The organism is Gemmatimonas phototrophica, from assembly GCF_000695095.2.
Taxonomy (GTDB): Bacteria; Gemmatimonadota; Gemmatimonadetes; order Gemmatimonadales; family Gemmatimonadaceae; genus Gemmatimonas; species Gemmatimonas phototrophica.
Window position 1 is genome coordinate 4,518,235 of the sequence record NZ_CP011454.1, and the last position, 12,746, is coordinate 4,530,980.

Below are 12,746 nucleotides of genomic sequence, written 5' to 3' on the forward strand. Positions count from 1 at the left end.
GAGCACGAAGAATGTCGCATCGCGATAGTTTAGAGCGCCAACGCGGTGATCTTACGCAGAGATCTCGAGTCTTTAGTCGATCGGAGTGGGCGGCCCCATTCGTTTTGCGAAGATGATCTTGTCGTCGCCGACGCTGTAAAAGTCCGGCACACGGCCACACTCGACGTAGCCTCTCTTGGCGTAGAACGCTCGCGCGCGGGCAAGAGGGGGGAGCGCGCTCGTCTCAATTACTAAGACTCGACCAGCTTCGGCCATGACGGTCGCTTCCACGGCATCGAGAAGTGAATCGCCCCCGCCGCGACCGTGATCCTCTGGACGGACACCAATCCACCACAGATTCCACACGCCATCGGCGTGTGCATCCGGGGCGTAGTAGACCCACCCAGCGGGTGCGCTTTCGTCGTTGGGCGCCCAAAACTGCGCGGCATGCCCTGGCCCGAGTTCGTCAGCGTGAAGCGCGTCGAGTACTCCCCCTAGAAGTGCACTTGCATCAGCAGGTTCAAAAAGGCCTGTCGCGCACGCGACAGAAAGCAGCGTCGGTGTATCCGAGGGACGGACAGAACGAATCATGCGATACTCTCTCAAGCTTGATGGGCGAGGTACTCACAACTTGGAACCTGTTGGTACACGTAGCCATACAGGCCAAGAATCGTTCCTCCTCACCAATGAGCCCTTATCCTTAACTCGCGCTTCATTGATTGGACCGTCTGATCGGCATAACGCCGCGTTCTGCTTTAAAGGCTCTCATAAATTAGCTGTGAACGAAGCAGGGCGGAGCCCTGCGCAGTTACACAGCGTACCGCCTTGCCTTTGTCTGCAGCAACGCTCGTTATGTGGCGCCCCGCGACGACCCGGTCACTGGCCGGGCGGCTCGTCGAGCAACAGCGCGCGCCACGTCTTGCGACGAATGGCAACTTCGACGGTCGTCACCACGCGACTGCCCTGAAGCACGGATACTCCAAGCGCCTGCGCGTCGGCACCTCGCGGCGGTCGGTCGAACAGAACATACGGCCGGCCGGGAATGTCGCAGACGTAACCGAGCGACCACGGATGCGCGCGATCATAGTCGTAGAATGGTGGATCGTGGTGATACCCATGCGCGAGGACCCATTTTGTGGACGAGTCGGGGCCGACATAGCGTCCCCACCAAAGCACGAGATAGCTCCGGCCGCCGGCAGGCGATAGTGCAAGGACGCGCCAGGCTAACAAATGCGCTTCAACCAGTGCACCGGGCGGCTTAATCGTCGGACCGCAAAACCCAAGCGGCGCCGTGAGCAGAGAACGCGAAGGCTGCCAGTCCCACGCTGGCAGGGTGTCATCAACAGCGAGCACGCTGGCGGTCTGCGCGTGGACCTGACTCGCGCTGCCGAGGTGTGATGCGCCGACGAACAACAATGCCAGAAATGTTCGAGTCATCGAGGCTTTAGATGAAGCCACATAACGCCCGCTAGCATGCAGGAAACTCTTGCAAGGCGGCCGTTATATGGGCAATTCGCTGCAAGATAGCGGAATCATCCCTCTTCGCCGCTAACCGCACAAGTAACTGTTTCACAAGAACTTGCCACAACGCATCGCCACGAAGTTCCAGCTGTTCTCTTGCAAGCGCTGCAAGATAAACGGAAATCGTACAGAGAGACGCGCTGGCGAGGCCGAGCCGCCGCTCGGTAATCCGAGCGCCTGCGACAACCCGCCCCACCAAACCAACGCGGCGCACCCACTCCCATCGAGTGAATGCGCCGCGCTGTTCTACAACCCACGGGTAATCCGCCGCGTTCAGTTCCCCGGCGGCACCACCAGCGTCACGCCGTTCGCCGCCAGCAGCGCGCTCATCGCCCGCGCCTTGGGCATGAACGCCGCCGCCTCGGTCACCGCGGCTTCCAGCGCAGTCTTCGCCGCGGCTGCCTGCTTCACCAGCGCGTCACTCGGCGTTTCCCACACGGCCAGCATGTTGCTCTTGGCGGTGCCCACGCGCCCCAACACGTTCGTATCTGCACCGGCGGCGCCACCACCAAAGCCACCGCCGCCACCAAACCCACCTGCAGCGGGAATGGCGCCCACACCAAACTTGGCGCGCAGTGCGTCGTAGTCCTTACGGAACGCGGCGAACTGCGTCTTCACGCTGTCCGGCAACGTGGGCGTGCTGTCCATCTTGGCCGCCGCAGTCCGCACCCCGGCTACCATAGCTGCCAACGGCGCGGCTGCGGCAGCACCCGCGTTCTGCGCCGCGTGCAGCTCCATCGCCTTGGCGTTGTACGCCACGCGCTGATCAGTCGTGAGCGTTACCGCGGGGTCCATGACAATGGTGAGCGGCTTGCGCGCCACTTCCTTGCCATCCACCACCAGCGCCACGGCATAGCTACCCGGCAGTACCTGCGGCCCCACGTTGCCACCGCCACCAAAGCGGAACCCGCCACCACCACCCGCGCCACCAGCCGGCGCACACGGGTTCTCCGGCAGATACCCCACCGTGGGCAACGGCTCGGGATAACCAGGAATGGCGCGCCGCGGCGCCGGCGGCTGCACACCACCACCAGCCCCGCCGGCCGGCGCAGCGGCGTTCACTTCACGCACCGGCTCCACACGCTGGTCCCAGCACACGGTCTGCATGCCGGCCACGTTCTTTGCCGCCGGCACCGCCAACTCGCGCACCAGCGCCCCGGCCCCGTCAAACACGCGCAGCACCGGGTTCTTCACCGGCGCCTTGAAGTGCAGCTGCAGCACGGTCTCCGTGGGCGGGTTCTCACCGGTAAAGAACTGGTGCCCCCAGAACTCGTCGTTGCGATCGTCCTTGTTCTTCCACTGCAGGCTCAACCCCGGCGTGAACAGCGTCGCATCGGCCTTGAGCGCCGCCGCATACTCCTGGATGGGCTCGAGATGATCGAGAATCCACAGCGAGCGCCCGTGCGTGGCCACAATGAGCGCGTTGTCGCGCGGATGAATGGTGAGCTCGTCCACCCGCACCGTGGGGAAGTTGGCCTTGAGCCGTTTCCACTGCTGCCCACGATTCACACTCACGAAAATGCCGGTCTCCGTACCCACATACAGCACGTCGGCATTCCTGGTGTCTTCGGTGAGCGTCTTGATCACTTCACCCTGCAACCCGTTCACCAGCGACACAAACGTCGCGCCAAAGTCACGCGACATCCACACGTACGGCGCGTAGTCGTTCTGCCGGTGGTTATCCACCGTGATGTACACCGTACCCGCCTCAAACCGGCTCGGCACCACTTCACTTACAAACGCGTACCCCGCCGGAAAGCCGGGCAGGTTCTTCGTGATGTTCTGCCACGTCTTGCCATCGTCACGCGTCACGCTCACCGTGCCGTCGTCGGTGCCGGTGTAGTACACGCCCGCCTGCTTGGGGCTTTCCCCCAACGCCACAATGGCCGGCCACTGCGAAATGCCGTCGTGACGGGCAATGGTGATGTCGCTCCCCTTGAGCCCCATGGTCACGATGCTATCGCGCGAGGCGTTCTGCGTGAGGTCGGGGGAAATGGCTTCCCAGCTGTCACCACGGTCGCGCGAACGGAACACCTTGTTGGCCGCGGCCAGCAGCACACCGGGATCGTTGGGGCTCAGCATGAGCGGCGTGTCCCAATGGAAGCGATACGCCTCACGCGGCTGCGCATTGGTCACGTTCTGCGCCGTGGGGCGAATCTGGCGCGACTCACCGGTCACCTTGTTGCGCCGCACGATGTTGCCGTCCTGCGACTCGGTGTACACAATGCGCGAGTCACGCAGGTCGGGAATGGCCACGAAGCCGTCGCCGCCAAGAATCTGGAACCAGTCGTAGTTGAAGATGCCGCGGTTCATGTGCGACGCGCTGGGGCCACACCAGTCGTAGTTGTCCTGCATGCCGCCGCACACGTTGTACGGGAACTCCATGTCGTAGCTCACATGGTAGAACAACCCCACCGGCAGGTTGGGCAGGAACTGCCACGTACGACTCAAATCGTACGAAACGCCAATGCCACCGTCACCACCAATGAGCACGTGGTCGGGGTTCTTCGGGTTCACCCAGATGGCGTGAATGTCGTCGTGAATGACCAGCGCGGCGTCGGTTTCCCACGAGCGGCCGCCATCGACGGTCATGTGCAACCCCACGCCGCCCATGTACACACGGTCGGGGTTCACCGGGTCCACCTTCAGGTTGCTGAAGTACATGGGGCGCGGATTGGTGCTGCTCATCTTGCTCCACGTCGCGCCGCCATCGGTGCTGCGATACACACCCGTCGCGCCGGCGTTCTGCCCGCCACGCTGTGGGGTGTTGGCCATCTCCGCCGGCGGCACCGGCGCCGCGCCACGCGCCGCCGTAGGTGCTTCCACCGTGGCATACACAATGTTGCCGCTGTTGCGATACACATCCACCGCAATGCGTCCCAGCGAGCCGGTGGGGAAACCCGTGCCCGTCACCTTGGTCCACGTGTCGCCACCGTCGGTGCTCTTGAACAGCGCGCTGCCGGGGCCACCGCCGTTCATGCAGCAGGCCGTGCGACGGCGCTGATACATGCTGGCAAAGAGTACGCTGGGGTTGCTGGCCGAGATGGCGACATCGTTGGCGCCGGTATCGTCGTCGCCCTTGAGCACCTGCTTCCAGGTGAGGCCACCGTCGGTGGTCTTGTACACGCCGCGATCACCGCCCGGGCCAAAGAGCGGCCCCGTAGCCGCCACCCACACGATGTTCTCGTTGGTGGGGTGCAACACAATGCGGTTGATGTGCTTGCTGTTGGGGAGTCCAACGAGCGCAAACGTTTTGCCGCCGTCGGTGCTCTTGTACAACCCGCCGCCCCACGAGGTGCTCTGGCGGTTGTTGCTTTCGCCGGCGCCCACCCACACCACATCGGGGTTGATCTGCGACACGGCCACATCGCCAATGGCAATGAGCCCCTCATTTTGAAACAACGGCGTGAAGGTGGTGCCGTTGTTCACCGTCTTCCACACGCCACCGTGCGCGGTGCCTACGTAATAGATGGCGGGGTTGTTCTCGAACACCGCCAGGTCGGCAATACGCCCCGACATGGTGGCGGGGCCAATGCTGCGGAAGTGCAGCTTGTCGAATTCGGTGGCCACCATGGGGGCCACGGGGCCGGGCTGGCTGGCGACGTTCTTGGCGCGCTGAGCGCTAACGGCCAGCGGCAGCGCCAGCGAGAGCAGGTAGCCCTTGGCCAGGGTACGCAGGGGGAGGGACATAGTCTGTGGGCGGAGGGGGACGTAAAGCGTCACCCCCATAACGTGCGCCACGGCAGAGCGTTGGGCGAGGATCAGCCCACCAAAACTCCCTACCTCTCCACCTCCCCACCTCCATCATTCAGGCACACACCCGCCTGGCGGCACAAACCCACTGGCCACGCACTATACTACAACCACCCTCTCAGGAGACCGCATGAGCGACGACAGCATCACTCGTGAGTACCCCGGCCAGGAGCTGGTCGTGGAATGGCGTCAGGGGCTGTGCGCCCACAGCGGCAACTGCGTGCGCGCCAATCCGCGCGTCTTCAATCCGCGCCGCAGCCCCTGGATTCAAACCGACCAGGCCAGCGACGACGAGATCCGCGAGGCCGTGGGCCGCTGCCCCAGCGGCGCGTTACGCATCCGCTAGGGCGTATCCATTTAGGCCGCGTGCGCTGAGGGTCAGCCTCAGCGCATCCAATGACAGGTGTACCCGCCCGGATTCTTCTTCAGATAGTCCTGATGGTACCCCTCGGCGCTCCACCACGTCGCCTCCGGCACGATTTCGGTGGTGATGGGCCGGTTCCACAACCCGCCCGTCGCCACCCGCGCCTTCACCAGCTCGGCGGTCTCGCGCTGCGCCTCGGTGGTGTAAAAAATGGCGCTGCGGTACTGCGTGCCAATGTCGTTCCCCTGACGGTTGAGCGTCGTGGGGTCGTGCATGCGGAAAAAGTGGTGCTCCAGCAGCGTCTCGAAGCTCACCACCGTGGGGTCGAACTCAATGCGCACACTTTCCGCGTGCCCGCTCTTGCTGTCGTGCGTATCGTCGTAGCGCGGGTGCTCCAGCCAGCCGCCGGTGTACCCCACGTCGGTATCGAGCACCCCGGGGATGGCGCGCAGCAGCTCCTCCATACCCCAGAAGCAGCCGCCGGCAAGAATCGCTACCTCGCGCGTGGGCGTGTTGGCCTCAGCCATGCTTCCCGCCCTCCGCAAACAACGGTAGAAACTCCGCGTACCCCTGCCCTTCCAGCTCGGCCACCGGGACAAAGCGCAGCGACGCCGAATTGATGCAGTAGCGCATGCCGCCCGCATCGCTCGGCCCGTCCGGGAAGAGGTGCCCCAGATGCGAGTCGCCGTGCTTGGAACGCACTTCCACGCGCCGCATGCCGTACGACCGGTCTTCGACTTCCGTGATGTTGGGCGCAATGGGCCGTGTAAAGCTGGGCCAGCCGGTGCCCGACTCGAACTTGTGCACGCTGGCAAAGAGCGGCTCACCGCTCACCACGTCCACGTACAGCCCGGGCTCATGGTTGTCCCAGTAGGCGTTCCGGAACGGTGGTTCGGTACCGCACTGCTGCGTTACGGCGAACTGCTCAGGGGTGAGCGTACTGCGCAGCTCGTCGGCCGCGGGCTTGGTGTAGCTCTTGTCGGTGGAGATGATCGGATCGCTCATGCTAGTACTAGGCACAAACGCCGGGCGGGGTTCCCGTTTCCACTTGAAAAACATCGCCACTCCCTCCGTTACTTGCAGTCGGGATTGGCAGCCGGGCCGATGTACTTCACCACCTCCAGCACATCACGCTCGCGGGCCCCTTCCATATCATCCGGGCGAGCCAGGAAGCGCGCCTGCACCTCCACCTGCTGGGCGCTGCCGGGCGGCAGCTTGGCCGACGTGAAAGCCTTTTCGAGCGCCTTGTAGCCTCCCTTCATGAGCACCGGGTACGTCTGCCCCGACGCGCACTCGCGGAAGGTGGGGGCGTCGGCCATGTACATGAAGGCGCCGGTAAACGTGGACGGCTCGCGCAGCGCGTTCACACTGGCGTCACGCACCAGGGCATGGTTCTGGGCCGAATCAATGGGCTTGCCGCTCTGGTTCAGCAGTCGCAGCGTATCGCTCCCCGCAGCGGCAAAGCGCACCGTGCGTCCCAGCCCCTCCAGCACAATGGCGCCCCCGTCCTGCTTCCAGCGCCCCATGCTCACCGCCGGGGCGCCGCCCTTGCCCTCGTACACTTCGCGCAGGCGATACGTGGTGTCCGAGAAGAGCGCCACCGTGGTGGCAATGCCACCGCAGTCGGCGCAGGGGAGCGTTCCGGTGTACGAATTGGGGGCGAACGCCGCCACCGTAATGGTGGGGACCGACGGAATGGTCACGACACTGTCCTTGAGCGGGCCCGACTTGCCGTCGGCCGCATCCTTGTTGCCACCGCACGCCGCCAGCACGGCCAGCGACGCGGAGACCATCAGCGCCGCACCGGCGCGCCGCCCTGCATACTCAACAAAGCTCATGGGGGTCGACCTGTTGGACGGGGATCTATGTTTCACGATGTGACCATGTTCATTGCCCAGAACGAAGCACCGGATGTCACCTTCGACAACCGCTTCGTCGCCGAGCTTCCCGGGGATGGTGAATCCTCGAATACCCGAAGACAAGTGCTGCGCGCCGCCTGGAGTGCCGTGCAGCCCACCCCCGTGGCCAATCCACAGCTGCTGGCCCACGCCGCCGACGTGGCCTCGCAGGTAGGGTTCACCGAGGCCTTTGTGCAGTCGCCCGCCTTTGCCAACGTGTTTGGTGGCAACGCGCTACTGCCGGGCATGCACCCCTACGCCGCCTGCTACGGCGGCCACCAGTTTGGCAACTGGGCCGGTCAGCTGGGCGACGGCCGTGCCATGACGCTGGGCGAAGTGGTGAATGCGGAGGGGGAACGGTGGGAGCTACAGCTCAAGGGCGCCGGCCCCACGCCGTACTCCCGCACCGCCGACGGCCGCGCCGTGCTGCGCTCGAGTATCCGCGAGTTTCTGTGCAGTGAAGCCATGCACCACCTGGGGGTGCCCACCACGCGCGCGCTCAGTTTGGTGAGCACCGGCGACATGGTGGTGCGCGACATGTTCTACAACGGCAACGCCGCCCCCGAGCCCGGCGCCATTGTCTGTCGCGTAGCGCCCAGCTTCATCCGCTTCGGCAACTTCGAGATTTTTACGGCGCGCAACGATATCGCCAATCTCGAGCGCCTCGTGGACTTCACCATATCGCGCGACTTCGCGCACTTGGTTGATGCCCACGCCGACGTGACGGCACGTCGCGCCGCGTGGTACGCCGAGGTGTGTGAGCGTACCGCGCAGATGATTGTGCACTGGATGCGCGTGGGCTTTGTACACGGCGTGATGAACACCGACAACATGTCCATTCTCGGGCTCACCATCGACTACGGCCCGTACGGCTGGCTCGATAATTTCGACCCGCACTGGACCCCCAACACCACCGACGCGCAGGGGCGTCGGTATCGCTTTGGGCAGCAGCCCGCCATTGCGCAGTGGAATCTCACGCGACTGGCCGACGCCATTGCGCCGCTCTTTGCCAACGAAGCCGATCTGCAAGCAGGGCTCGACAGGTTTTCGCAGGTTTACATTGCCGAATACGAAGCCATGAACGCCGCTAAGTTCGGCTTCGTGCAGCGCGGCGACGCCGAGCAGCAGCTCATTCGTGAATGCTTCAAGCTGCTCTACGACGCCGAGGTGGATTACACGCGCTTTTTCAGGGCGTTGGGGGACATTCCCGATGCGCTCCCCGAGCACGATATGCTCTGGCTGCTGGGCGATGTGTTCTACGACAACGCCAAGCGCGACACGCACGCCGACGCGCTACGCGCGTGGCTGCTCCGCTGGCATGTGCAGGTGCTGCAGCACGGCCGAGGCTTCGAAGCGCGCCGCGCCGCCATGCACGCCGTGAACCCGTGGTTCGTGCTGCGCAATTACGTGGCGCAGCAGGCCATCGATGCCGCCACCGCCGGTGATCCGTCGCTGGTGCGTACGCTGCTCACGGTGCTGCGGGATCCGTATACCGAGCAGCCGGAGTATGCCGAGTTTGCCGGGCGGCGCCCGGAGTGGGCGCGGCACAAGGCCGGGTGCTCGATGCTGAGTTGTAGTTCGTGAGGAGAAACTGAAAACTGAAAACTCCAACTGACGACTGAAAACTTGTACTGAGAACTGAGAACTTCTTGGCAGCTCAGGAGTTGTCAGTTTTCAGTTGGAGTTGTCAGTTCTCAGTCGGAGTTGTCAGTAATCAGTCGGAGTTGTCCGTGGAATAACTGAAAACTGAAAACTCCAACTGACGACTGAAAACTTGTACTGAGAACTGAGAACTTCTTGGCGGCTCAGGAGTTGTCAGTTTTCAGTTGGAGTTGTCAGTACTCAGTTCAAGTTTTCAGTGCTCAGTTCAACGGCTCAGCGGGCCGCAGACTCAAGCCTATTCTGCCGCGACACCACCGCCTGCACAAACTGCAGTGCGTCGACCTGCGTAAACACCGCGCCGTCCCGGCCGTCGCCGACCTCGAACATCTTCATGCCGAAGCCTTTGATATCAAAGCGCAGTCGGCCTTCGGCGTACTTCACATTTTCCACGTAGGTCACCGGCACACTGATCGTGCTGTTGGCCATGAAGACGTGTACGGAGTCCGACACCACCTCAATGGCGACGGTCCGGTCGAGACTCACCATCTGCACGTCGTCGGGCCCCAGGGTTCGGGTAGCGCGGGCCACCTTGGCCGCCGCTTCGGCCACCTTGGACTCAGCGTCCTGCGCACATCCGGCCAGGAGCAGGGTAGCAACCAGGGAGACGGCGGCGGAGGCAACGGGGGCGAGGCGCACGGAGACCATGACGGAGCGGGGGAGGAGAAGAGGGTGCTGCCGCCGCCTGTCTCGGCGTGGCATCTTGGAAATATGAGACGTCGGACCTTCCTCTTGGCAGGGCTGGGGGCCACTGGTGCCCTTTTTGTGGGCTGGTCGCTCCGCGCTCCGCGCCAGCGGCTGCACCCCTCCCTGCGACTGGACGTTGACCCCGGCAGCGTGCCCCTCAACGGCTGGCTGGCCATCCACCCCAACGACCGGGTCACCATCATCTCCCCCAAGGCGGAGATGGGTCAGGGCATTCATACGGCCCTGGCCATGCTCGTGGCCGAGGAGCTGGACTGCGACTGGGCGCAGGTGGACGTGGTGTACAGCGGGATCGACAAGATCTACAACAACGTGGCGGCCGTGGTGCACGGGCTCCCCTTTCATGAGGACCTCGAAGATCACCCCGGCGTGCGCGGCGTGCGTTGGTTCACCGCCAAGGCCATGCGAGAGGTGGGGGTGATGCTCACCGGCGGGTCCTCCAGTGTGCGCGATGTGTGGGAGGTGGCCCGCGAAGCCGGCGCCACCGCCCGCGCCGCACTGGTAGCCGCCGCGGCCGCACGGGCCCGCGTTGAACCATCATCGTGCACCACCGAACGGGGCATGGTGATTGCTGGTGGGCGGGAGTACCGCTATGGCGCGCTGGTGCGCGAGGCCGCACAGCAGCGCGTCTCCAACGTGACGCTCAAGACGCCCGATCGCTTTGTCATCATTGGCAAAGACCGCTCGCGTCTCGATACCGACGCCATCATTACCGGCGTGCCGCGCTTCAGCATGGATGTATCGCTGGATGGCCTGCTGTACGCGGCCGTGCTTATGCCGCCCACACTGGAAAGCACGGTCACGCGGTTTGACCGCGCGGCGGCGCTGAAAAAGCCCGGCGTGCGTGCGGTGGTGGAGCTCACGGGCAGTCGATTTGGTGATCCACCAGGACTGGCCATTGTGGCGGATAAGTGGTGGCAGGCCAGGCAGGCGCTACCGGCACTGAACGCGCAGTGGAGTGTCAGTCCGCACGCCACGCTCTCCACCAACGGCATCATGCAGACGCTGCGCACTGCGGCGGCGGGCAATGACGGCATACCGTTTCGCAGTGATGGCGATGCCGAAAAGGTGTTGGCGGCTTCTGCGCGCACGCTGGAGCGCACATACGAGTCGCCGTATCTCGCGCACGCCACCATGGAGCCCATGAACGCGACGGTGCGCGTGAATGTATCGGGTGCGGAGTTGTGGGTGGGCACGCAGGTCCCGGGGTTTGCGCGCGCGGCCGTGGCCATGGCCGTTGACGTCCCCGACGATCTCGTCACCGTGCACCAAACGCCGCTGGGTGGTGGCTTTGGGCGCCGGCTTGAAGCCGACTACGTGGCGCAGGCGGCGGCCATTGCGAACGCGTTGCCCGGTGTGCCGGTGCAAACCATCTGGAGTCGTGAAGACGATATGCGTCACGACTTCTATCGACCGGCCGGCGTATCGCGCATGCGCGCGGGGCTCAACGCCGCCAATGAAGTCACGAGCGTGGTGGTGCACTCCGCTGGCCAAGCTCCCTTCCGCGCGCTTGGCGCTCGACTGGGGGTCAGTCTCGTGACGGATGGCCCCGACAAGAGTACCGTCGAAGGCACCTTCGATCAGCCGTATGAGTTTCCGGCCATGCGTGTGTCGAACGCCGATGTGGAGTTGCCGGTGCCGGTGGGGTCGTGGCGCAGTGTGGGGCACTCGTTCAAAGGCTTCGCCATGGAAAGTTTTGTGGACGAGCTGGCGTACGAAGCCAAGGTGGATCCGCTGCGCTACCGACAGCTGCTGCTGCAGAAGCATCCCCGCGCACGCGCGGTGCTGGACCTGCTGGCCACGCAGAGCAGCTGGTACACACCGTTGGAGCCACTCCCCAACGGGCGAACGCGCGCGCGTGGTGTAGCGCTGCACTGGAGCTTCGGGTCGGTGGTGGGGATGGTGGCGGAGGTCTCACTCAACGATGCAGGCACCATTGCGGTGGAGCGGGTGGTGTGCGCCGTGGACGCCGGCCTGGTGGTGAATCCGTTGGGCGCGCGGCAGCAGATCGAGAGCGCGGTGGTGTACGGATTGTCGGCCGCGCTGTACGGCGAAGTGCTGGTGGACAACGGCCGCATTCGCCCCGGCAACTTTCACGAGTATCGACCACTGCGCTTCAGCGAGTGCCCGGTGATTGAAACGCATTTTGTGCCCAGCACACGTCCGCCCTCGGGACTGGGCGAGCCCGGGGTGCCCGTGGTAGCACCCACAGTAGCCAACGCCCTGTTTGCCCTTACCGGCACACGCCTGCGCACCTTGCCGCTGCGCGCGGAGGCACTGGCATGAGTGCATCACAACCGGGGGGCGTGCTCCCCAGTCAGCCCAACCGAGTGCAGCGCGGCACCACCCCCGCCGATGGTGATCTGCCCACGCTCGAGGTGAACGGTACCGTGGTGGAAGTAACCGACAGTACCGACACGCCCCTGCTCTGGGTACTGCGGCAGAGTCTGGGCATGCCGGGCACACGCTTTGGCTGCGGCATGGCGCTGTGCGGCGCCTGCACCGTGCATGTGAACGGCGAACCGGTGCGCTCGTGCGTGACGCCGCTGTCGGCGGTGATGGGCAAAAGCGTCACGACCATTGAAGGGATCAACGGCGCCGTCGTGGACGCGCTGCGTGGCGCCTGGACCTCGGTGGATGTGCCGCAGTGTGGCTACTGTCAGTCGGGACAGCTCATGAGTGCCGCCGCGTTGCTGGCGAGCAACACATCGCCTACCGACGACGAGGTCGCAACAGCGATGGATGGGAACATCTGTCGGTGCGGCACGTATCCGCGCATCAAGGCCGCCATCCGGGCGGCCGCCGCGCAGCTGAACGCGGCCCGCGCTGCCGGAGCCAATTAGTCCCGTCTGCCCGGCACCGTGTAC

11 protein-coding genes are annotated in these 12,746 nt (G+C 64.4%); 4 read left to right on the top strand and 7 right to left on the bottom strand.

Going from position 1 to position 12,746, the window contains the following annotated elements; translation table 11 throughout:
• Nucleotides 1–72: 72 nt before the first annotated feature.
• From GEMMAAP_RS19015 to GEMMAAP_RS19025, 3 genes are all read right to left on the bottom strand, one after another.
• A complete protein-coding gene (locus GEMMAAP_RS19015; RefSeq protein ID WP_026850988.1) occupies nt 73–570 on the bottom strand; it encodes a GNAT family N-acetyltransferase in 498 nt (165 codons plus the stop codon).
• Nucleotides 571–855: 285 nt separating this feature from the next.
• Nucleotides 856–1,437, bottom strand: a complete 582-nt coding sequence (locus GEMMAAP_RS19020; RefSeq protein ID WP_158514935.1) for a hypothetical protein — start codon at nt 1,435–1,437, stop codon at nt 856–858.
• A gap of 336 nt (nt 1,438–1,773) precedes the next feature.
• A complete protein-coding gene (locus tag GEMMAAP_RS19025) occupies nt 1,774–5,190 on the bottom strand; it encodes a WD40/YVTN/BNR-like repeat-containing protein (protein WP_053334611.1) in 3,417 nt (1,138 codons plus the stop codon).
• A 193-nt stretch (nt 5,191–5,383) separates the two neighbouring features.
• On the opposite strand from GEMMAAP_RS19025, the gene GEMMAAP_RS19030 reads away from it, so the two are divergent.
• Nucleotides 5,384–5,599 carry a (4Fe-4S)-binding protein gene (locus tag GEMMAAP_RS19030; RefSeq protein WP_026850990.1) on the top strand — a complete coding sequence of 72 codons (216 nt, stop codon included), beginning with the start codon at nt 5,384–5,386 and terminating at the stop codon, nt 5,597–5,599.
• 38 nt (nt 5,600–5,637) lie between these two features.
• Here GEMMAAP_RS19030 and msrA read toward each other — a convergent pair whose 3' ends face one another.
• The 3 genes from msrA to GEMMAAP_RS19045 form a co-directional block, all read right to left on the bottom strand.
• On the bottom strand, nt 5,638–6,144 hold the full coding sequence (gene msrA, locus GEMMAAP_RS19035; protein WP_026850991.1) for a peptide-methionine (S)-S-oxide reductase MsrA: 507 nt from the start codon (nt 6,142–6,144) through the stop codon (nt 5,638–5,640).
• Nucleotides 6,137–6,622 carry a peptide-methionine (R)-S-oxide reductase MsrB gene (gene msrB / locus GEMMAAP_RS19040; RefSeq protein WP_026850992.1) on the bottom strand — a complete coding sequence of 162 codons (486 nt, stop codon included), beginning with the start codon at nt 6,620–6,622 and terminating at the stop codon, nt 6,137–6,139. The genes msrA and msrB overlap by 8 nt, the downstream gene beginning before the upstream one ends.
• Before the next feature lie 68 nt (nt 6,623–6,690).
• Nucleotides 6,691–7,455, bottom strand: coding sequence for a copper resistance protein NlpE N-terminal domain-containing protein (locus tag GEMMAAP_RS19045; RefSeq protein WP_026850993.1), 765 nt, complete (start codon nt 7,453–7,455; stop codon nt 6,691–6,693).
• A 45-nt stretch (nt 7,456–7,500) separates the two neighbouring features.
• On the opposite strand from GEMMAAP_RS19045, the gene GEMMAAP_RS19050 reads away from it, so the two are divergent.
• The gene (locus GEMMAAP_RS19050; RefSeq protein ID WP_026850994.1) at nt 7,501–9,099 is read left to right on the top strand and encodes a protein adenylyltransferase SelO; all 1,599 of its coding nucleotides are present in this window, start codon (nt 7,501–7,503) and stop codon (nt 9,097–9,099) included.
• 291 nt (nt 9,100–9,390) lie between these two features.
• On the opposite strand, the gene GEMMAAP_RS19055 is transcribed toward GEMMAAP_RS19050, so the two are convergent.
• The gene (locus GEMMAAP_RS19055; RefSeq protein ID WP_026850995.1) at nt 9,391–9,822 is read right to left on the bottom strand and encodes a fimbrillin family protein; all 432 of its coding nucleotides are present in this window, start codon (nt 9,820–9,822) and stop codon (nt 9,391–9,393) included.
• Between the two features lie 63 nt (nt 9,823–9,885).
• On the opposite strand from GEMMAAP_RS19055, the gene GEMMAAP_RS19060 reads away from it, so the two are divergent.
• Nucleotides 9,886–12,165, top strand: coding sequence for a xanthine dehydrogenase family protein molybdopterin-binding subunit (locus tag GEMMAAP_RS19060; RefSeq protein ID WP_026850996.1), 2,280 nt, complete (start codon nt 9,886–9,888; stop codon nt 12,163–12,165).
• Complete coding sequence (locus GEMMAAP_RS19065; RefSeq protein WP_082821505.1) at nt 12,162–12,722, top strand: (2Fe-2S)-binding protein; 561 nt, start codon at nt 12,162–12,164, stop codon at nt 12,720–12,722. Before GEMMAAP_RS19060 ends, GEMMAAP_RS19065 begins: the two co-directional genes overlap by 4 nt.
• Nucleotides 12,723–12,746 lie beyond the last annotated feature (24 nt).